The 20,030-nt window shown below is 70.5% G+C and carries 21 protein-coding genes and 1 pseudogene; 7 read left to right on the top strand and 15 right to left on the bottom strand.

The window, feature by feature from the left end; genetic code table 11:
• Window positions 1-107 precede the first annotated feature (107 nt).
• The gene (locus tag O1G21_RS34180; RefSeq protein ID WP_270149180.1) at window positions 108-1,289 is read right to left on the bottom strand and encodes an RNA-guided endonuclease InsQ/TnpB family protein; all 1,182 of its coding nucleotides are present in this window, start codon (window positions 1,287-1,289) and stop codon (window positions 108-110) included.
• 153 nt (window positions 1,290-1,442) lie between these two features.
• Between O1G21_RS34180 and O1G21_RS34175 the strand changes: the two genes are divergently transcribed.
• Complete coding sequence (locus O1G21_RS34175; RefSeq protein WP_270149178.1) at window positions 1,443-1,889, top strand: hypothetical protein; 447 nt, start codon at window positions 1,443-1,445, stop codon at window positions 1,887-1,889.
• A gap of 86 nt (window positions 1,890-1,975) precedes the next feature.
• Here O1G21_RS34175 and O1G21_RS34170 read toward each other — a convergent pair whose 3' ends face one another.
• Window positions 1,976-2,284 (bottom strand): hypothetical protein, encoded by a 309-nt coding sequence (locus tag O1G21_RS34170; RefSeq protein WP_270149177.1) that lies wholly within the window; start codon window positions 2,282-2,284, stop codon window positions 1,976-1,978.
• Between the two features lie 607 nt (window positions 2,285-2,891).
• Here O1G21_RS34170 and O1G21_RS41505 point away from each other — a divergent pair.
• The 3 genes from O1G21_RS41505 to O1G21_RS34155 are packed head-to-tail and all read left to right on the top strand — an operon-like array spanning window position 2,892 to window position 5,040.
• On the top strand, window positions 2,892-3,140 hold the full coding sequence (locus O1G21_RS41505) for a cupredoxin domain-containing protein (RefSeq protein WP_333493523.1): 249 nt from the start codon (window positions 2,892-2,894) through the stop codon (window positions 3,138-3,140).
• On the top strand, window positions 3,137-4,087 hold the full coding sequence (locus O1G21_RS34160; protein ID WP_270149175.1) for a metallophosphoesterase family protein: 951 nt from the start codon (window positions 3,137-3,139) through the stop codon (window positions 4,085-4,087). Before O1G21_RS41505 ends, O1G21_RS34160 begins: the two co-directional genes overlap by 4 nt.
• Window positions 4,084-5,040, top strand: coding sequence for a DUF6529 family protein (locus O1G21_RS34155; protein ID WP_270149174.1), 957 nt, complete (start codon window positions 4,084-4,086; stop codon window positions 5,038-5,040). The genes O1G21_RS34160 and O1G21_RS34155 overlap by 4 nt, the downstream gene beginning before the upstream one ends.
• 72 nt (window positions 5,041-5,112) lie before the next feature.
• On the opposite strand, the gene O1G21_RS34150 is transcribed toward O1G21_RS34155, so the two are convergent.
• The 3 genes and pseudogenes from O1G21_RS34150 to O1G21_RS34140 all read right to left on the bottom strand — a co-directional run bounded on the left by O1G21_RS34150 (window position 5,113) and on the right by O1G21_RS34140 (window position 6,836).
• Window positions 5,113-5,865 (bottom strand): SDR family NAD(P)-dependent oxidoreductase, encoded by a 753-nt coding sequence (locus O1G21_RS34150; RefSeq protein ID WP_270149171.1) that lies wholly within the window; start codon window positions 5,863-5,865, stop codon window positions 5,113-5,115.
• A gap of 134 nt (window positions 5,866-5,999) precedes the next feature.
• Window positions 6,000-6,339: pseudogene (locus tag O1G21_RS34145) on the bottom strand (cytochrome P450); the annotation flags it as partial.
• Window positions 6,340-6,362: 23 nt separating this feature from the next.
• Entirely contained in the window at window positions 6,363-6,836 is a 474-nt protein-coding gene (locus O1G21_RS34140; RefSeq protein ID WP_270149168.1) for a hypothetical protein, read from the bottom strand.
• Between the two features lie 99 nt (window positions 6,837-6,935).
• Here O1G21_RS34140 and O1G21_RS34135 point away from each other — a divergent pair, with 99 nt between their 5' ends.
• A complete protein-coding gene (locus O1G21_RS34135) occupies window positions 6,936-7,700 on the top strand; it encodes a hypothetical protein (protein WP_270149166.1) in 765 nt (254 codons plus the stop codon).
• A gap of 214 nt (window positions 7,701-7,914) precedes the next feature.
• Here the strand turns inward: O1G21_RS34135 and O1G21_RS34130 are convergent, their stop codons facing one another.
• Together O1G21_RS34130 and O1G21_RS34125 are read right to left on the bottom strand one after the other, a co-directional pair.
• Window positions 7,915-8,142: a hypothetical protein gene (locus O1G21_RS34130; protein WP_270149164.1), complete on the bottom strand. Its 228-nt coding sequence runs from the start codon at window positions 8,140-8,142 to the stop codon at window positions 7,915-7,917.
• 8 nt (window positions 8,143-8,150) lie between these two features.
• The gene (locus O1G21_RS34125) at window positions 8,151-8,375 is read right to left on the bottom strand and encodes a hypothetical protein (RefSeq protein ID WP_270149161.1); all 225 of its coding nucleotides are present in this window, start codon (window positions 8,373-8,375) and stop codon (window positions 8,151-8,153) included.
• Window positions 8,376-8,576: 201 nt separating this feature from the next.
• On the opposite strand from O1G21_RS34125, the gene O1G21_RS34120 reads away from it, so the two are divergent.
• Window positions 8,577-9,626 carry a helix-turn-helix domain-containing protein gene (locus O1G21_RS34120; protein WP_270149160.1) on the top strand — a complete coding sequence of 350 codons (1,050 nt, stop codon included), beginning with the start codon at window positions 8,577-8,579 and terminating at the stop codon, window positions 9,624-9,626.
• Between the two features lie 124 nt (window positions 9,627-9,750).
• On the opposite strand, the gene O1G21_RS34115 is transcribed toward O1G21_RS34120, so the two are convergent.
• Both O1G21_RS34115 and O1G21_RS34110 read right to left on the bottom strand, forming a co-directional pair.
• On the bottom strand, window positions 9,751-10,107 hold the full coding sequence (locus tag O1G21_RS34115; protein WP_270149159.1) for a DUF6086 family protein: 357 nt from the start codon (window positions 10,105-10,107) through the stop codon (window positions 9,751-9,753).
• On the bottom strand, window positions 10,104-11,171 hold the full coding sequence (locus O1G21_RS34110) for a winged helix-turn-helix domain-containing protein (RefSeq protein WP_270149157.1): 1,068 nt from the start codon (window positions 11,169-11,171) through the stop codon (window positions 10,104-10,106). Before O1G21_RS34110 ends, O1G21_RS34115 begins: the two co-directional genes overlap by 4 nt.
• A 267-nt stretch (window positions 11,172-11,438) precedes the next feature.
• Between O1G21_RS34110 and O1G21_RS34105 the strand changes: the two genes are divergently transcribed.
• Complete coding sequence (locus tag O1G21_RS34105; RefSeq protein ID WP_270149154.1) at window positions 11,439-12,893, top strand: aminopeptidase P family protein; 1,455 nt, start codon at window positions 11,439-11,441, stop codon at window positions 12,891-12,893.
• 48 nt (window positions 12,894-12,941) lie between these two features.
• On the opposite strand, the gene O1G21_RS34100 is transcribed toward O1G21_RS34105, so the two are convergent.
• The 6 genes from O1G21_RS34100 to O1G21_RS34075 all read right to left on the bottom strand — a co-directional run bounded on the left by O1G21_RS34100 (window position 12,942) and on the right by O1G21_RS34075 (window position 20,029).
• A complete protein-coding gene (locus O1G21_RS34100) occupies window positions 12,942-14,342 on the bottom strand; it encodes a pyridoxal phosphate-dependent aminotransferase (RefSeq protein WP_270149152.1) in 1,401 nt (466 codons plus the stop codon).
• A gap of 170 nt (window positions 14,343-14,512) precedes the next feature.
• Window positions 14,513-15,184 (bottom strand): class I SAM-dependent methyltransferase, encoded by a 672-nt coding sequence (locus O1G21_RS34095; RefSeq protein ID WP_270149151.1) that lies wholly within the window; start codon window positions 15,182-15,184, stop codon window positions 14,513-14,515.
• A 52-nt stretch (window positions 15,185-15,236) separates the two neighbouring features.
• Window positions 15,237-16,505 (bottom strand): sugar ABC transporter permease, encoded by a 1,269-nt coding sequence (locus tag O1G21_RS34090; protein WP_270151406.1) that lies wholly within the window; start codon window positions 16,503-16,505, stop codon window positions 15,237-15,239.
• A 68-nt stretch (window positions 16,506-16,573) separates the two neighbouring features.
• Window positions 16,574-17,353 (bottom strand): ATP-binding cassette domain-containing protein, encoded by a 780-nt coding sequence (locus O1G21_RS34085; protein ID WP_405000750.1) that lies wholly within the window; start codon window positions 17,351-17,353, stop codon window positions 16,574-16,576.
• A 35-nt stretch (window positions 17,354-17,388) separates the two neighbouring features.
• Window positions 17,389-18,516, bottom strand: a complete 1,128-nt coding sequence (locus tag O1G21_RS34080) for a substrate-binding domain-containing protein (protein WP_270149145.1) — start codon at window positions 18,514-18,516, stop codon at window positions 17,389-17,391.
• Window positions 18,517-18,619: 103 nt separating this feature from the next.
• Entirely contained in the window at window positions 18,620-20,029 is a 1,410-nt protein-coding gene (locus O1G21_RS34075) for a sensor histidine kinase (protein ID WP_270149144.1), read from the bottom strand.
• Between the last annotated feature and the right edge of the window lies 1 nt (window position 20,030).

The raw sequence follows: 20,030 nt of genomic DNA, 5'->3' as shown, positions 1-20,030 counted from the left end.
AATACCGTTCCAGCTGTCAACTACCCGGCCCTGAAGGACCCGGCTTGAGGTTAACCATGTGCCCGATGAGTCGCCCCACCGGTGGTCACCTCGTCCTGCGCGGCGTTCTACGCCGCGCTGGGGCGGTTGGCTGCGCCCCGCTGCCACGCATCAGCCGCGCGGTGGCGGATGTTGCGGGAGCCTCCCCCAGCCTTCGGCCGGGAGGTGCCCCCATCATCCGCGTGCATGGTCATGCCGCAGGCGCGGCACGCGAACGTCGCTTGATCCACTCGATTGGCCTTGTGGGTGCAGCAGGCGGAGCACTGCCGGGAGGTGTTGCGGTGGTCCACGTGGACCACCGCCACCCCGGCGCGGTCGGCCTTGTACTGGACGAACGCACCCAGCTGCGCGAAAGCCCACGAGTGGAGTCGGTACCGCTGGTCGTGCTTGGCCTTGACCCTCTCGCGGATGCCCGTCAGGTCTTCCAGGGCGATCCCGCGCGAGGTGCGTTCAGCGGTCTGTACGAGAGTCTTGGAGATGCAGTGGTTGGTGTCGGTCGCGAAACGTCGCTCACGCCGCTTGACGGCCTTCAACCGGCGCTTGGCGTTCTTGGTCTTCTTCGCCTGCAACTTCGCCGTCAGGGCGCGCATCCGCTTGCGGTACCGCTCCAGCCTGCGCCCGGACATGACCTGCCCGTCGCTGGTGGTGGCGATGTTGACGATCCCGAGATCCACCCCGAGCCAATCGGTTGGCTGTGTCACGGGCGGCGCGGGGATGTCGCAGGTCGCGAACAGGTACCACGAGCCGTCACGGAACACCAGGTCGGATTCGCCCTGCCGGTGGTCGGCGATCATCTTCGCCGCACCCTCCGAGCACACGAACCCAATGGCCTTCAACCGACCGGCGGTCGTCCAGATCGACACGGTGCGGCCATCGGTGTTCCAGCTCAAGCACCGGTCATCGAACGCCTGCGCCGCGTCCTCACGGAAGCTGATCGGCTTCGACTCGGCCTTGTTGCGGCGCTTCGAGCCCTTCGGGCCGAGATTCCCGGCACGGATGTTGGCCTTCAACGTCGCATAGGCGTCGCAGACCTTCTTGATCGTCAGAACGACCGGCTGAGCCGACAGATCCGATGACTCCCGAAGATCCCGGTACACCCGGTGATGCAGACCGTTACGCCGATGCTCACCGGACTCGAACGCCACCACGGAGGCGCGGTTCGCAGCCCGGTTGCACGCACGCAGAGTCGCCGCAAGCGCGTCGGCCTGACAGGCCGACGGCTCCAGCTTCACCTGCACAACGGTCTTCACGCAAGAGACACTAATTCCTGCATGACAGCTGATCAAATCACCTACCGGAAACACCGATTCGGCCTTGGCGGCGAATCGGCTGTCCCTGTCCCGCTACGCGGGCGATCCAATTCCTCCCCGGCCTGAAGGCCGGGGTTTCCTTGGAGGCGTCAGATGACAGACGGCCTGACCGTGGACGAGGCCCTGCGGGCCTTGGCCGCCCTCGAGGCGGCGTGGAAGGACGACGACGAGGCCCTGTCCGCCCTTGCGGCGGGCGGGGCCGAGGAGCAGTCGCTGCCGGCGCTGGTCGCCGCGTACGGCGAGCACGCGATGGACACCCTGATGGCGCTGGCCTTCGGCCTGCGGTCCACCATGAGCGACGAGGAGATCGCCGAACTGTCGGACGCCGTCAGCGCCAACATCGGCGCCCGGATGAGCGCCCTGCTCACCCAGACCCTCAAGGCCTGGGGCACGGTCGCCACCCCCGACGACCTCCCCACCACCAAGATCATCGCCCACACGGTCATCGACGCCATGCGGGCCGTCACCGAGGACCCGAGCAAGACCGAAGTCCTCCCCCTGCTCGCCACCTTCCGCAACTACGCCCTCAACGGCGTCTGAGCCACTCGAATCCGGCACGGCGAATCCCCGCCGTCCGCGCTCTGACCTTTCGGCGCGGGCTTCGAGGCCCCTCGAAGCCCGCGCCTTCAGAGCGCGGCATCCCACGGCACCGCGTCCCGGGGCTCAGCCGCCCGCTTGCGCTGCTCCAGTTGCGCCAGCCCCGCGTGGACCGATCCCAACAGCGCGGTGCGGGTCGGCGGCTGCACGGCCCGGGCCAGCTCCACAACACGGTTGGTCATCACCCTGGTCGACTCCGCCGCGACCTGGGCGTCGACGGCCGCCTTGGCTGCGCGGTCCGCGGCGCTCTGGGCCAGCCGCGCCGCGGCCCCCGCCTGGATCCGCAACGTCGCGGCGGTGACCAGGCATCCCAGCACGAATCCGATGACGACCTGCATGTTCTCCCCACCCTCGACGTGACACTCAATCCACCTGCACCCTAACGGGCTCGGTCATCGACGCTGTCAGCGGGCACCGAACGCCCCTGGCCTGCTTGAGGCGTCCCGTTGCCCGCCGCCGGGGTGAAACGACGAGACTCCGCCGTGGAACTCGTTTCGCTCCACGGAAGGTGCTGTCCGCTCACATAGAGTGACCCGCCGGGTCGCACCCCCTTCCGGCATCCCCGGCGGGTGTAACGCGGTCGTCTGTCTGTCCGAGAGGACCGGTCCCGGACTGATCCTGGATGTCACCCGCCCGTGCGGCCGGGGACGCGCAGAAGGAACGATGGTCATGAATACGAGCTGCTCTCCGCCGCTCCGGCGGTCGCGTACGGTGTGCCTGGCCGCTGTCGCCGTTGCCGGAGCGCTCGGACTGCTCAGCGCGTGCGGCGGATCGTCACACCCCGAACCCGCCGGCGCGCTGAGTCCCGGACCCGGCCAGACGAGCCTGGCGGGATTTCCCGGTGCCTCCGGAACGAGCGGTACGGTCGCTGTCAGCGCACCGCCGAGCACGTCCTCGACCTCACCTACCAGCGGCCAGCCGTCCGCTCCAGCGGCCGCCGACGCGGTGACGATCAAGAACTTCGCGTTCTCCCCGCCCACTCTGACGGTCAAGGCGGGTACGAAGGTGACCTGGACCAACACCGACCCCGACGCCCACACCGTCACCAGCAAGCAAGGATCGGGCGGGCCACTGCAGTCGGCAGCCCTGGCCACCAACGAAACCTACAGCTACACGTTCACCCAACCCGGCACCTACCCCTACTACTGCACCATCCACCCGTTCATGACCGCCACCGTGGAGGTGACGCCATGACCGAGGACACTCCCGACGGCGGCGGCGGTGAGCACGGCATGACCCGCCGCCAGCTCATCCGGCACTCCGCCTGGTTCGGTGGCGCCATCGTCCTGACGGTCACCGCGGGAGAGGTGATCAGTCACATCCCCGGATCGGCGAACGCGGCCCCGGCAAGCAGTGCGGACCTGCGGTTCGTGCAGGTCTCCGACAGCCACATCGGCTTCCAGGGCCCGGCCAACATGGACGTCACCGGGACGTTCGCCGCAGCGATCAACCAGGTCAACTCCCTCGGGTTCCGACCCGACTTCGTCATGCACAGCGGCGACCTGACGCACCTCTCCACCCCCGCCCAGTTCGATCAGGTCAAGCAGATGCTGTCGCAACTGGACACCGACCGGGTCTTCGCCGTACCGGGCGAGCACGACTCGATCGGAGACAACGGACCACGCGCCTACCGACAGGCCTTCGGACAGAACACCCTGGGCGACGGCTGGTACAGCTTCGACACCCACGGTGTGCACTTCATCGCACTGGTCAACACGCTGCACCTGGAGCAACTCGGCCACCTGGGCAACGACCAGATCGACTTCGTGCGCAAGGACATCGCCGGCCTGTCCTCGGACACCCCCATCGTCATCTTCAGTCACATCCCGTTGTTCGCGATGTATCCGACGTGGGGCTGGGGCACCGACGACGCGGTGCAGCTGCTGTCGATGTTCCGCCGCTTCTCCTCGGTCACGTGCCTCAACGGGCACGTCCACCAGCTGTTCAGCAAGACCGAGGGCAACATCACCTTCCACTCGGCCCGCCCCACCTGCTACCCGTTCCCCAAACCCGGCGAGGGCCCCGCCCCACTTCCGGTGGTACTGCCCGCCGGACGCCTCAAGGACGCGATCGGCGTCCGCACCGTCAACTACTGGCAGGGCAACCACGCACTGGCCGTCAAGGACGAAAAGCTCGCATGAACACCCTGAGCCCGCCCGCCCTCGCACTGCGCCTGGCGCTCGCCGCCACGCTCGCGGCGAGCGGATACATCCACGCCCAGCTCTACATCGACGGATACCGCCTCGTCCACGTCATCGGCCCGCTGTTCCTGCTACAGGCCAGCACCGCCTTCGCAGCGGCCGCACTCCTCCTGCTGGCGGCGCCCCTGCTCCTGCGGATCGCCGCCGCCGTGATCGCCGTCTGCACGCTCGCCGGGTTCGCCGCATCCCGAACCACCGGGCTGTTCGGCTTCTCCGAGAACGGCCTGCGCCCCACCCCACAAGCCCTGCTCAGCCTCATCGCCGAGGCGCTCACCCTGCTGATCCTCGTGGCCTGGCAGCCCGCGCTAGCGGCGGCGGCCGAGCCCGTGGAGGGCCTCGTTCCCTCCACCGGCCATCGACGGCTCCATGACGTCCTGTGGCTTCTCCTGCCCGTAGCGGTGGTGGCCGGCCTCTTCTGGTACGGCCGGGTACACACCCCCGACTACGAGACCAGCCTCTTCGGGAATCGCGGCACTGACGCACAGCTGCTGAAAGCCCAACTGGGATCAGCACTCCTGGGCCTGGCGCTGATTCAACTGCTCCTCGGCCTGTGGATCTACGGCCGCCTGCCCGCACTGCGAGCCGCACCGCACCCGGTCCACACCACGCACCGTCTGATCGGCCTGACCGCCTTCCTCCTCTCCCTGCCCATCGCCCGGCACTGCATCACCGCCTACGGCGTCCAGTTCACCGACAGCCGTGTGGCGCTGCACTCGCTCACCGGCTGCTTCCTCTACGGCGCCTTCGTCGCCAAGGTCATCGTGGTCCGGCACCGCCGCTGGCCCGGCTGGGCACTCCCCCTCGCCGGCGGTACCCTCGTCACCGCGATCGCCCTGATCTGGTACGTCGCCCCCTTCTGGTACCTGAACGGCTTCCAGGCACCCGGCCTTTGAGCGGACCGCGGGGTCTGCCCCGCACGCGTCCCGCCGTCGCGTCGCAGGCGGACGGGACTCAGGCGGACGAGGTCAGCGCACGGACGCTCCGCCGTCCACGGTGAGCAGGGCGCCGTTGACGTAGGAGGCCGCGTCGGACACCAGGTAGGCCACGGCCTCGGCGACCTCGCTGGGCAGGCCGACCCGGCCGGCGGGGGTCATGGCGACGAGCTCGCTGCGATCCTCGTCGGGGAGCGCGGCCTGCACGCCTTCGGTCTCGGTCACGCCCGGGAGGACGGCGTTGACCCGTACGCCGGCCGGGCCGTACTCGGCCGCCCAGATCCGGGTGAGCTGGTTGACCCCGGACTTGCTCGAACCGTAGGCGGTGGCCCCGACCACGGCCTTGTCGGCCGCGAGGGAGCTCACGTTGACGATCGCGCCGCCACCCTTGTCGACCATGGCGGGAACCAGCTCGGCGGTCAGGAAGAAGGGCGCCTTGACGTTGACGTCGAAGACCTGGTCGAAGACCTCCTCGGTGGTGTCGACGGTGCCGGCGAACGGATAGATGCCCGCGTTGTTGACCAGGATGTCGATGCCGCCGGTCAGCTGCCTCGCCTCGCGGGCCAGTCGGCGGGCGGCGGCCACACTGCCCAGGTCTGCCTGGACGAAGTCGGCCTTCCCGCCTGCCGCACGGATCTCCCGTACGGCCTGCTCCCCACGGGCGGCATCGCGGCCGGAGACGACCACGTGCGCGCCCCGCTCAGCCAGAACCTGCGCGATCGCCCGGCCGATGCCACTGGTCGCGCCGGTGACCAGGGCGGTCGAGCCATTCAACGACGGAGTCATGAGAACTCCTCGAAGCCGGTTGGAATCACCTTTGCAGACCTACAACCACAGGCTTGGGGAGCCCATTCCGGTCCGCGGTGGGAGGCCGTTGTCCCGTCGGCCGTGATGGACGTGTTTCCCCTGGTCACGCGGACGACGGGAAGGTGCCGGGGTCCGCGCAGCACGGGGCTGTACCGGTAGGGGGAGGGTCCTCGAGGAGGGTCGCGGTGCCGAGGCGGGGGAGAAACGCACCCAGGGCGATCTGGGCCTCGATCCGGGCGAGGGGCGCGCCGTAGCAGATGTGGACGCCGCTGCGAAACCGAGGTGCTGGTGGTCCGCGCGGGTGGGGTCGAATCGGTCGGGGTCGCGGAACCGCTTCGGGTCACGGTTGCCCGAGGCGAGCGCGAGTACCACGGGGACGCCCTTGGGAATGGTGGTGCCGGCGACCTCCAGGTCGGCCAGCGGGGTGCGCTGCGGCAGCAGGTGCACCGGGGGTGAGGAGTGCGAGGCCCTGCCGCTCAGCGTCGCTGAGCGGCAGGGCCGAAGCAGGCGACGAGGAAGCACAGCACCCCGGCAGCCACCGCGACCACGGGACCCGCCTCCATGGATGGCGCGAAGGCCCCGGCATCCTCCAGCACCTTGTGGAACTGCACCAGCGAACCCACCGCGGCGCCACCCGCCCCGGCCGCCAGGAGCAGCGCCAGACCGGCCAGGCGGACAGCCGATCCGAGCAGGCGCAGCAACGACAGGCCGACCAGCGCGATGCCGATCCACTCCAGGGCCCGCATCCAGGCGACGGAGTCACCGAGGAATTCCGTGGCCCATCGGTGGCCGTTCAGGAGGTCGAAGCCGGACGCCTCCAGACTGCCGCTCTCTCCGCTGTACGAGGCCCACGGCAGAGCCAGCGAGCCGACGGCCACGGCCGCGAGCAGCAGCACGGCCACGGCGTTGGCCCGGGAAGGGCCCGAAGGCGGCTGCGGAGGCACGGTCATGGCACCGAGGATCCGCCAACTCCCTTGCGTAGTCAAGGTTCTGGGTACGGGCTTCGAGACCTCTCGAAGCCCGCACCGCCCGTCTTGTAACCTCCGCCGGTGACCGACAAGCTGCCGCCTCACCATCAGACGCTCCTGACCGAAACGGATTGGGCCTGCCTCCAGACCGCCTTCGGCACGGGCGAATCCCTGCCGGCCGCCCTGGCTCGTCTCCTCGACCCCGACCCGGCCGTCAGGGCACACGCGGTCACGCACGCGCTCGGGCAGGTCATCCACCAGAACACCATCTACGAGGCCACCACGCCGGTGGCGCTCTACATCGCCGGCGTCCTCGGCGACCCGGCCCTCGCGATGGACGACATCGGCCATGACGCCGACGAGCCGACCTTGGTGACGCTGCTCAAATGGCTCGGCGACACGGCCTACGACGCCGACGACGAGTGCCTCGCCCTCGCCGAGCTCCCCGACAGTACGGGCGGCCCCTTCGTGTGCGTGGACATGCGCGCATTCCGGGAACAGCGGCCGGCGATCTTCGCCGCCGTCCGCCCCCACCTCACCCACGACGACGCGCGCGTGCGCGACACGGCCCTCGTCACCGCCATCCCCCTCGCCGAACACCCCGATCTCACGGCGCACCGAGACGAGCTGACCGGCCACGCCCACCGCCTGTTGGCCACCAACACGGACCGCTACCAGCGCGATCGGGTCCTGGACGCACTGAGGGCCTGGGGTCACGACACCAGTGGTCTGGAGAACGCATCGGACATGGAAGCCCGCGAACGCTACGCCCGGCTCAGGGCCGCACGCGAAGCGTGGGCTGGTCTCGCCCGGGAAGGAAAGTTCTCCGAATGGCCGGCGTTCTGACTTTCGGCGCGGGCTTCGAGGTCACCTCGAAGCCCGCGCTCTCATGTGTGAACCCTCATCCATCCGGCGACGAGCGCGAATCCACCTGTGGAGGTGGCGAGGAAGACGAGGACGAACACCAGCGCACCCGCCGCCGGGGAGATGTCGTCAGGGATCGTGAGAATGACGACGCCTGCGAGGAGGAGGCTTCCAACGGCGATGACGCCGGAGGCGATTACGGTCGCATGCCCCTGCGGAGGACGACGACCAGGCGCTCGATGACGTCCGGTCGCGCCGCGCCGAGGTCGATCAGGATGACGCCGGTGGCCTTGGCCGAGCGCCAGTCGACGCCGAGGGAGGGGAGCTTGACATCGGCGGCGTGCAGGACGGCCTGGAGGTCGTCGAGGATGTCGGCCGCGGCGCGACGGTCCTCGGCCGTGATCTTGTCGATCATGCTGCTCATGGGGCATCTCACTGTTCGGTGTTCGTGATCCAACGCGCTTCGGTGTCCCACTCGATGCCGCCGCCCAGGGGCCGGAGGAAGGCGCGCCCGTGCTGCCAGCCCATGAAGGCGGCCCAGCGGCCGGAGCGGACGTCGAAGACCCGCTCGCCGATGGTGGAGGGGCGGTAGGGGTTGGCGGGCGCCGCCACCCGCCGAGCGGGCGGCGCCGCCGGGACGATCGCGTGGGTGGCCATGCGCGCTTCGGGGACGGAATCGCCGCACTGCGGGCACCGGCAGGGCGGGAAGTTCCGCCGCAGGATGAGGCTCTCGCCAGATTGAGTGTTTGTCATATCCACCGAAAAAACTCCTCTCTGTTGCCAACTCCTCACCAAGAGTGTCCAATTGCAGCAAGCGGCGGAAGAGCTTGACTTTGACAGCCAGCATTGTGGAATGGCGTGATCACCGTGCCCCAGCAGGAAATTGACCCAGCCCTCACCCCGAACGAGGCCATCGGCGCCCAACTGCGCCGGTTCCGCAAGGCGCGGGGCCTCACACAGGTCGAACTCGGGAAGCTGATCAACTACAGCGACTCGCTCATCTCGCTGATCGAGAACGGCGAACGTCCCGCTCCACTGAAGCTGCTACGGCGGGCCGACAAGGTGCTCGACACCTGCGGGGCGCTTGAACTCCTGTACTGGAGCACGAAGGGCAGCACTCTCATCGGCGGATTCCTCGCCTACATCGAGCACGAGACCAAGGCCACCGCTCTCAAGATCTTCCAGCTGAACGTCATCCCCGGACTGCTCCAGACGCGGGGCTACGCCTCCGCGCTCATCGGCGCCGCAGCCCAGCGAGGCGAGATCCCTCAGGAGAAGGTCAGCGAGCGCCTGAATGTCCGGATGGCACGGCAAGCCTTGCTGTACCGGGAACCGGCTCCCTCGATCCACGTCGTGATGGAGGAGAGCTGCCTGCGGCCCGTCGGCGGCCCCTTCGTCATGGCCGAACAGCTTCGCCGCCTGGAGAGCGTGGCCAGCCTTCCGCATGTCAAGCTGCAGATCGCACCGTCCAGCCTCGGTGAGCACCTCCCAACGACCTGGCCGTTCATGCTCCTTACCTCCACGGACGAGAGATGGATGGCCTACCTCGAAACCATCCAACGGGGCTACGTCGAGCGCGATGACGAGAAGGAGATCCGTTCCCTCGCAAGGACTTACGATTGGCTCCAGACCCAAGCCCTCTCATGTGCGGACTCACTGACTTTCATCCGCACCCGTCTCAAGGAGTTCCACGCCATGACCCCCATCACGGCCGTCAAGCCCAACTCCTGGATGAAGTCCTCGTACAGCAACGGCGGTGGGGACTGCGTCGAGGTCGCGCCCGGCCTCCCGGGCGTTCTCCCCGTCCGCGACAGCAAGGACCCCGACGGCCCTCAGCTCGCCTTCGGCATGGACGCCTGGCAGTCATTCATCGCCGGCATCAAGTCCGGCGAGCTCGGCGACATCTGAACTCCTGGGCCCCGAACGGCCTTCAACGGCCTTCTTCACCGCAAGCAGTGACCCGACCGTGCACAGTGCACCGTTCGTCATCGACTGACATTGCTGACCGCTACGCACGCTCGGGGCGCGCCGGTCATCGCGCCATGGACCGGGAGACCTCCCAGGTAATCGCACTCAACTGCCGGTCGGTCAGCTCCTCGTCCACCGCGACACCCGCGCGCTCGGCGAGGGCCAGGGTCGTCGCGACGAAACCCGCGGAGAGCGCGCGGATGACGCCGTGGGTGGTCCGCTGGTACCAGACCAGCAGTGCGCGGGCGAAGGCGCCGAAGGCCACCGGGTCGATCCGGGCTTCGTCATTGACCATCGGCCCGATGCCGGAGGGCAGTTGGAGCTCCGCCTCGAAATCGGCCAGCTGACGCAGGAAGAGTCGGGAGGCGCCGTTGGCCGGGTTCCACAGCGTCTCGCCGTCGAGCTCGTAGTACTGGCTCACGCGGGCCGCCCGATCGACTTGAGCTCCGCACCCGTCCGCGCGGCGGCCTCCGGGTTGTCGAGCAGCAGGTCGTGCCCGACTTCGCTGAGCGCGTGGCGGACCTGTTTGCCGTCCCGCCGGGTGGTGATCAGCCCGGCGGCGCGCAGGGCGGCGGCGTGGGCGGAGGCGGAGGGCGGGCTGATGCCGAGCAGCCGGGCGAGTTCGGTGGTGGAGCAGGGAGCGGCCTCGATGGCGCGCAGGGCGCGGGCCCGGGCGGGGCCGAGGACGGCGGCGAGGCCGTCGGCGGAGGCGGGCGCCGGCTTCGCCGACGCGCCGCCCCGCGTCGCGAGCGGGTGGACCAGCAGGCTCGGGCGGCCTTCGGCCAGCAGCAGGCCGATGCCGTTCTGGACGAAGTAGTTGGGGCGCAGTTCCAGTCCGCAGCCGCCGAGGGCGAAGTCGCCCGACGGGTCGCCGAGGGTGCACTCCAGTACCCCCTCGTCGCGCCAGTGCGCGTTCGGGTGCAGCGAGTCGAGCATCGCGCCGACGCCGGCGCGGGCGGCGGTTCGGGCGCGGTCGGCGATGTCGGCTTCCAGTCGGCGGCTGATCTCGGGCCAGTGGGGGGCGAGGCAGCTGTGGAACAGGGCCCAGGCGCCGTCGGTGATCCGGCGCAGGCCGCGCGCGCCGTCGTCGCGCAACCGGGCGAGTGCGACGGGAAGTTGGGTCGCGGTGCCGTACATCGCGAGGTCGTGTTCGAAGGTCTGCTGCGGGACGGCGAGGACGGCGTCGAGTTCGTCGGTGAGCCGGCGGCGGACGGCGTCGAGTTCGTCGGTGAGCCGGCGGCGGACGCCGTCGAGGTCCGCGCCCATGAAGTTGGGGAGCCCGGCGGGGCTGGCGTTGACCAGGTCGAGGAAGGGGGCGGCGCGCTGCGGGACGTGGCGCCTGATCTCGCGCCACCAGCGGTCGCGGCGCAGCCCGAGGCACGTGTGGACGCCGTGCTGCGCGGCGCCGGTGAGCAGGTGGTCGAGCGGGGAGACGGCGAAGCGGGTGTTGGCGAGGTCCGCGACCCCGAACCTGAGTGCGAGCACGAACTCTCCCCAGTGCTTCCCCACGCCCCGACCTGGCGCTTTCTTGACCTTTAGGCCCAGAGGCTAATGCATCGCCACCCGCCCACCACGCTCGGCATCCTTCCGGGGGTCGACGTCCGGGCCCCCGCCACGAGGGGAGCGGGGGCCCGGACGGGGGTGTGCCCGCCCCTTCTCTTCGGACGCCGTTCGATATACGGTACACAACGCTTGTTACGTACCCGGCAGGTCGGCGCGACGCTGCGCCGTGTCCCCTCTGGAGAGTCCGCTGTGACCGAGCCCACCGCCCCCACCGAGCCCACCGAGCCCATCAAGTACCGCAAGAACGGCCTCACGCGCGGGGTGACCGAGGAGCTCGCCGAGAGCATGAAGCACGGCTGGGCCGACACCGAGCGCCACGACCTGGAGCCGATCCCGCAGGCCGCGCACACCGAGCGCCGCCGGGCCGCGCTGTCCGCCGCCTTCCCCGGCGAGCTGCTGGTGGTCCCCTCCGGCAACCCCAAGGTGCGGGCCAATGACACCGACTACCCGTTCCGCCCCTCCTCCGACTACGTCTACCTGACCGGTGACCAGTCCCAGGACGCCGTCCTGGTGCTGGAGCCCACCGGGCAGAGCGGCCACCACGCCGTGCTCTACCTGCGCGACCGCTCCGACATCGAGAGCGGCGAGTTCTGGCTGGACGGCCACGGCGAGCTGTGGGACGGTCGCCGCAACAGCCTGACCGAGAGCGAGCGGCTGTTCGGCCTGCCCTGCCGGGACGTCCGCACGGTGCGCGCCGACCTGGCCGCCGCCACCGCCCCGGTCCGGGTGCTGCGCGGGTACGACGCCGGGGTGGAGGCGACCCTGCGGGAGCGGACGACCGCCGAGCGGGACGCGGACTTCGAGGTCTTCCTGTCCGGAATGCGCCTGGTGAAGGACGAGTTCGAGATCGCCGAGCTGCGCTTCGCCTGCCAGGCGACCGCCCGCGGCTTCGAGGACGTGGTGCGCGTCCTCCACTCGGACGCCGAGACGCCGGAGCGGCTGATCGAGGGCACCTTCTTCGTCCGCGCCCGGCTGGAGGGCAACGACGTCGGCTACAGCAGCATCGCCGCCGCCGGACCGCACGCCACCACCCTGCACTGGGTGCGCAACAACGGCCAGGCCCGCCCGGGCGACCTGCTGCTGCTCGACGCGGGCGTGGAGACCAACGAGCTCTACACCGCCGACGTGACCCGCACCCTGCCGGTCTCCGGCCGCTTCACCGACATCCAACGCAAGGTCTACGACGCGGTGTACGCCGCCCAGGAGGCCGGCATCGCGGCGGTCAAGCCCGGCGCGCGGTTCCGCGACTTCCACCACGCCGCCCAGCGCGCGCTCGCCGAACACCTCACCGCCTGGGGCCTGTTCGGCGACCTCACCGCCGACAAGGTGTACGAGCTGGGCCTGCACCGGCGCTTCACCCTGGCCGGGACGGGCCACATGCTCGGCATCGACGTCCACGACTGCGCCCACTCGCGCACCGAGGAGCACGTCGACGGTCAGCTGCGGCCGGGCATGGTGCTCACCGTCGAGCCGGGGCTCTACTTCCAGCAGAACGACCTGACGGTGCCGGAGGAGTACCGGGGCATCGGGGTGCGGATCGAGGACGACATCCTGGTCACCGAGGACGGCAACGAGAACCTCTCCGCCGACCTCCCGCGCCGCTCCGACGAGGTCGAGGCCTGGCTGGCCCGCCTGCGCGGCTGACGACCCGGGTGTGCGGCCCCCGCCCCGGGGGCCGCACACACCCCACGCCTACTTCAACTTGCCCAGGGCGGTGGCCATCCGCTGCACGGCGTCCACCACCTCCTTGGCGGGGCGGGCGGTGAAGCAGAGCCGGAAGAACCCGGGGGCCGGGTTGTGCATGACGCCGCCGGGCAGCAGGGTGACCTCGGTGGGCTTGGCGGCGAGGTAGTCGAACAGCCACTTCTCGTTCGGGTCGAGCCCGTCCGGGCCGATCACCGGCAGTTCGGCGTGGTCGTGGTCGACGCGCTTGCCGAGGTACTTGGTGAGGTCCAGCCAGAAGAACATCGCGGCGTTCTCGCCCTCCCGGTGGACGTACTTGATCCCGGCCGCGTCCAGCGCCTGCCTCACGTCGCGGAAGCTGTCGCTGAGCAGCTCGGGGTACTTCTTCATCGCGAACGTCGTGTAGGGCTCGCCGTTGTGCTGGGCGCCGAGCAACTCCCCGATGACGTAGGTCTTCAGCGAGTCGAACGGGGTGAACCAGGGCAGCGGGTGGGTCTTCTCGGCCGGGTCGCTGTTACCCAGCATGGCCCGGTGCACGGCGGGGTTCTTGGAGACCACGAAGCCGGTGCGGAAGCCGGACAGCCCGAAGTCCTTGGCGAAGCCCCACACCACGTGGATCCGGTCGGCGAACCCGGAGTACGCCCCCAGGGCCACCGCACTGGTGAACGGCGTCTTGGAGCCGTCGAGTTGGGAGTGGCAGTAGATCTCGTCCGAGATGATGTGCATGTCGGTGTACGCCATCGCCCAGGCGTAGATCTCCTCGAGCAGCTTCTTGTCGTAGTTGACGCCCAGCGGGTTGTGCGGGTTGGTCAGCACGAGCATCCGCGGGCGGTGGCCGGCCTTCTGCCGGGCCTCGTACGCGTGGACGATCAGGTCCAGGGTGAGCCGGTAGCGGTCCTTGCCGGTGGTGGGCAGGTTCACCGGGACGCACTTCAGCTTGGGCCGCTCCTCGAAGGACCAGTTGAAGCCCTGCCAGTACGGCGCCGGGATCAGCACCTCGTCCTTGGGCTTGAGCGCCGGGGTGCCCGCGCCCTTGCGCATCAGCCCGAAGGCGATGCACTCCAGCGCGGAGGAGACCCCGGCGCAGCCGAAGACGTCGTCCTTCGAGACGGTGCGGCCGAACGCCCGGCCGAGCAGGTCGGCGACCTGCTGGCGCAGCTGAGGCGTGCCGGCCGAGGCCATGTACTGGATGTTCCGCTCGGGGATCAGCTTGATCTTCTTGAAGACCTCGGTGTCCATCGACTGCTGGTAGAGCAGGACGTTCTCCGCGACGGACAGGTTGGTCGCGGTGTCCGGGGCCAGGTGCTGGTGGTAGAAGGCGAGGGCCTGCTCGAAGTCGTGCACGCCGGCCAGCACGTCGGCGGCGGCCTCGGCGGAGTCGAGCCTGAGGTCGTTCTCGGTCATGGTCATGGTGGTCCCCTGTCGGGTGGGGTGGACGGGATTCGACGGCGTGACGGAACGTGATCGTTCGCCCGCGCATCGGCCCCAGCGCACCACGCCCCACGGACGGCCGCCAGCGTGGGCGGCCATCCGAATGGGAGTTCGGCCGCCGCCGCCGGGAGTCCCCGGGCCCCGGACGGTCAGCCGAGACGCCACACCGTGGTGGTCTTGACCGAGGTGTCCTCCAGGTCCGCCACCACCGGCACCTGGTAGGCGGCGACCGCGGTGAACCGCTCGCGGGGCAGGTAGGCCCGGCCCGGGTCGCCGACGATCACGGTGGCGCCGCGGGCGGCGGCCCGTTCCAGGAAGGGCAGGAAGCGGGCGGCCATGGCCCGCTCGTAGAAGACGTCCCCGGCGAGCACCACCTCGGCGGGTGCGCCGTCCCCGTCCACCAGGTCGACCAGCGCGCCCGCCACCCGTACGCCGTTGGCCTCGGCGTTCAGTTCGATGGCGGAGACCGCGTAGGCGTCGATCTCGGCGGCCCGCACCTCCCTGGCGCCGCGCAGCGCGGCCGCCACCCCGACCAGTCCGGACCCGGCGGCGATGTCCAGCACCGCCCGTCCGTCGACCAGTTCGGGGTGGTCCAGCACGTAGCGCGCGACCGCCACCCCGCCGGCCCAGGCGAACGCCCAGAACGGCGGTGGCAGTCCCGGCAGGCCGCGTTCGCGCTCGGTGGTCTCCCACAGCGCGATGGCGTCCTGCGCCATGTGCAGACGGATCTCGGGCACGAAGGGGACGGGCGTCAGCTCCGTCTCCCGCCGGATGAAGGCGGGGTCGGTGCCGGCCCCGAGAGTTCGCAGCTCACTCGGCATGCCCCGCAGCATAGGGCCAGTCAGGCCCCGGTCGCGCCCGGCGGCAAGGGACTCACGCCCGCCCGGCCGCCCGCCGGGTGCGCCGGGCCAGCGAGTCGACCACGACGGCGGCCAGCAGCACCGCACCGGTGATCATGAACTGGATGGCGTTGCTCAGGCCCTGGATGTTCATCCCGGACTGGATCGAGCCGATCACCAGCGCGCCGAGCAGCGCCGACCAGGTCTTGCCGCGCCCGCCGAACAGGCTGGTGCCGCCGATGACGGCCGCCGCGATGGCGTTCATCAGCAGGTTGCCGCCGCCGGAGGTCTGGCTGGCGGACTGGATCTGCGCGGCCAGGAACAGGCCGCCGATCGCCGCCATGGTGGAGCAGATGGTGAAGACGCTGATCCGGATCCAGGCCACGTTGATGCCGGCCCGGCGGGCGCCCTCGATGTTGCCGCCGAGTGCGAACACCTGCCGACCGTAGGAGGTGCGGCGCAGCACGAAGTCCAGCACCACGATGAAGATCAGGAAGACCAGCAGGGCCAGCGGCAGCCCCTTGTACTGGTTGAGGGTGTACGCGACGAGGAAGGCGGTGATCGCCAGTAGGACGGTGCGCAGCACGATGTCGGCGACCGGCCGGAACGGCACTCCCGCGGTCCGGCGCCGGCGGGCGTCGACCAGCGAGGCGAGCAGGAACAGCGCGACGCCGACCACCGCCGTGCCGTAGGCGGCGATCTGCTGGCCGTAGATGGTGCTGTAGAGCCTGGAGACGATGTCCTTGCCCGAGAGGTTGACGGTGCCGGTGGCGCCGAGGATCTGGAGCATCAGACCGTTCCAGCCGAGGTTGCCGGCCAGGGTGACGACGAACGCCGGGGCGCCGACCTTGGCGAAGAAGACGCCGTGGATCGCGCCGACGATGGCGCCGCCGGCGATCGCGGTGATCAGGGCGACCCACTGGTTGACGCCGTCGGAGACGTCGAGCACGGCGAAGACCGCCGCGCACAGGCCGCTGACCGAGCCGACCGAGAGGTCGATCTCGCCGAGCAGCAGCACGAAGACGACACCGATCGCGATCATGCCGGTGCCGACGATCTGCTGGGACAGGTCGGAGAGGTTCTGGGCGGACAGGAAGGTGCTGTTGAGACTGCCGAACACCGCCCAGATCACGATCAGGGCCAGCACCACGGGCAGCGAGCCCAGTTCGCCGCTGCTCATCCGGCCGCGGAACTCGCCCAGGTAGCCCTTGACGCCCTCCTGCCGGACGATCAGCCGGGGGTCGACCGCGGGGGTGGCGTCCGGGGCCACCGGTACGGGCGCGTTGACGCCGCCGGTGGGCATGCTGTCCTCGGGCAGCCGGTGGCGGCGCCCGGGTTCTCCGCCGGGGGTGCTCCCGGGCCGGTACTCGCTCACTGGGACCCCTCCTGGCCACGGGCCCGGCGGCGGGTCACGGCGTTGTCCGTGACGCCGGTGATGGCCGCGATGATCTCTTCCCGGTTGGTGCGGCGCTTGTCGAAGACGCCGTTGTTGCGGCCCAGGCGCAGCACCGCGACGGTGTCCGCGACGGCCATCACGTCGGCCATGTTGTGGCTGATCAGGATCACGCCGTGGTCCTGCTCGCGCAGCCGCTCGACCAGGTCGAGCACCTGGGCGGTCTGCTCGACGCCGAGGGCTGCGGTCGGTTCGTCCAGCATCACGACCTTGGGCGAGCCGATCAGCGCGCGGGCGATCGCGACGACCTGGCGCTGGCCGCCGGAGAGCGAGGCGATCGGGATGCGCACGCTGGGGATGCGGATGGAGAGGGTGTCCAGCAGCGCTCGGGCGCGCTTCTCCATCGCGACCTCGTCGAGGATGCCGAAGCGCCGGAGCTCGCGGCCGAGGAAGAGGTTGCCGACCACGTCGAGGTTGTCGCACAGCGCGAGGTCCTGGTAGACCGTGGCGATGCCCAACTGCTGGGCGTCCTGGGGCCGGTGGATGATCACCGGCCTGCCCCGCCACTCGATGGCGCCCTCGTCGGGCTGGTGCACCCCGGCGATCGCCTTGACCAGGGTGGACTTGCCGGCGCCGTTGTCGCCGACCAGGGCCACCACCTCGCCGGTGTGCACCTCCAGTTCGATGTCGGTGAGCGCCTGGACGGCGCCGAACCGTTTGGAGACCCCGCGCAGGGCGAGTACGGTCTCACCTGTCACAGTGACCAACTCCCCTGCTCCGAGCCGGTGGTGGACTACTGGAGGCCGGCGCTCCGGCAAGCGGCGGCGTAGTCGGGCGTGCAGATCTGGCCGACGGTGTAGAGGCCGTCCTGGACCACGGTGGTCTTGATGTCGTCCTTGGTGACGACGACCGGGGTGATCAGGTCGGCCGGCACCTTGTGGCCGCTGCCGCTGGTCACCGCGGTCGGCACGAGCTTGGGATCCAGCGCCTTGCCCGAGGCGAGGGCGACCGCGATCTCGCCGGCCGCGTCGGCCTCCGGCTTGAACGGCTTGTAGATCGTCATGGTCTGGGTGCCGGCCACGATCCGCTGGATGCCGTCGAGTTGGGCGTCCTGGCCGGTGAGCGGGACGCTGAGGCCGCCCGCCTTGAGGGCGGTCGCGACACCGGCGGCCATCCCGTCGTTGGCCGAGTAGGCGCCGACCACGTTGCTCCCGCCGATCGCGGTGATCGCGGCGGCGGCCTCCTGGTTGGCGGTGTTCGGGTCCCACTGCGGGGTGTCGAACTCCTTGCCGATCTTCAGCTTGCCGTCGATCGCGCTGTGCGCGCCGGCCTTGAAGTCGGCCGCGTTGGGGTCGGTGGGCGAGCCGTTGATCATGAAGATCTCGCCCGCGTTCGCCTTGCCGCCCACCGCCGCGACCAGCGCCTGGCCCTGCAGCTGGCCGACCTCGTGGTTGTCGAAGGACACGTACGCGTCGGCCGGGCCCTGGGCGAGCCGGTCGTAGGCGAGCACCTTGACGCCCGCGTCGTGGGCCTTCCGGACGGAGGACCGGATCGACTTGGAGTCCACCGCGTCCAGGACCAGCACGTGGTCGCCCTTGGTGAGCGCGGTGTCGACCTGGGTCTGCTGGAGGGTCGCGTCCTGGTTGGCGTTGTAGTAGTCGATCTGTGCCTGCGGCGCCAGTTCCTTGATCTTCTTCTCGATCAGCGGGCGGTCGAACTGCTCGTAGCGGGTCGTTTTGGTCTCGGGGAGCAGCAGGCCGATCCGGACGGCTCCCGCCGCGACGCCTCCGGCGCTGCCGCTCGCGGCGGCGGAGCCCCCTCCGCCGGAGGAGGCCTGCTTGGCGCTGCCGCAGGAGGCGGCGCCCAGGCCGAGGGAGACCACTGCGGCCACCGCGAGGATGCGACGAAGCCCGATGCTCATGGGGGATGCCTCTCCGGTCGAGTCCACGCCCTCGTCCTCCGAGTCTGGGAAGCAACGGGCGCCACCACGATCCCGGCTGCGCCGAACGGGTCCCCGGCACCCCTCAGTCGTCCGCCGCCAGGGGGATCGCCGCGGTGAGCCGGGCCCCGGTCGGGGTCGGGGTGATGCTGAGGGTGCCGTGGTGGTGGCGGGCGATGTCGCGGGCGATCGGCAGGCCCAGGCCGGTGCCGCCGTGGTCGCGGGAGCGGGCGTCGTCCAGGCGGGTGAAGCGTTCGAAGACCCGCTCGTGGTCGGCGGGCGGGATGCCGGGGCCGTCGTCCTCGACGTCCAGCAGGGCGAGGCCGCGCGCCGGATCGGTGCCCAGGCGGACGTGCACGGTGGTCGCCGCGTGCCGCTCGGCGTTGTCCAGCAGGTTGGTGAGCAGGCGGCCGAGCCAGAGCGGGATGCCGTCGACGGCGACCTCGGGAGCGAGGTCGGTGGTGCGCCGGTGCGGGCCGGACGGGCGGGCGAGGACGGTGGTGGCGACCAGGTCGGTGAGGTCGATCCGCTGGCGGGGTCGGTCGTCGGCGCCGCCGGCGTCCAGCCGGGCGAGCAGCAGGAGGTCGGTGGCGAGGTTCTGCAGCCGGTCGGTGTCCTCCAGGGCGCCGTGCACCAGCTCGGCCCGGACCGCCGGGTCCGGGTGGGTGTCGGCTACCTCCAGCTGGGTGCGCAGCACCGCGAGCGGGCTGCGCAGTTCGTGCGAGGCGTCGGCGATGAACTGCCGCTGGCGGCGGCCGGAGGCCTCCAGCCGGTCGAGCATCGCGTTCATGGTGGCGGCGAGCCGGGCGATCTCGTCGGCGGTGCCGGGCTCGGGGACGCGGCGGTGCAGGTCCTGCCCGGTGATGGCGTCGACCTCGGCGCGGATCGCCTCCACCGGGCGCAGCGCCTGCCCGGTGACCTTCCAGGTGACCACCACCCCGGTGAGCAGCAGCAGCGGGCAGGCGACCGCGAGCCCGGCCTGGGTGATGTCCATGGCCTCGTCGGCGGCGCGCAGCGAGGCGCCCGCGTAGACGGTGACCGGCCCGTTCGGGGTGTCGGCGGTGACGACGGCGAGCCGCTGGCGGTGGTGGTCGTAGAGCGGGTCGACCTCGTCGGTGGTGTGCGAGCCGGTGCCCCGCGCGGTGGCCAGGGCCGGGCGGCCGGCCAGGTTGGGGCTGGCGGCGAGGACGGTGCCGCGGGCGTCGACGACCTGCAGGAAGTCGGTGCCGTGCCCGGCGTGCAGGTCGGGCGTCAGCCGTCCCTGGACGGCGAGTTGGGCGACCGACTCGGCCTGCTGCCGGGTGGCGGAGGCGGCCGAGGCGACCAGGTCGGCGTGCACGGCGGCGAGCAGGCCGGCGCCGGCCAGGGCGAGCGCGGCGGCCAGTACCGTACCGGCGGCCGCGGTGGCCCGGGCCCGTACCGTCCGGGGGACGAACCGGCGCAGCGCGTACGGGAGTCGACGGGACCCGTGCAGCCTGTCCGGGAGTTGCCGCACC

The organism is Kitasatospora cathayae, from assembly GCF_027627435.1.
GTDB lineage: Bacteria > Actinomycetota > Actinomycetes > Streptomycetales > Streptomycetaceae > Kitasatospora > Kitasatospora cathayae.
The sequence above is the reverse complement of the archived record's forward strand: the minus strand, read 5'-3'. Positions and strand labels throughout refer to the sequence as shown.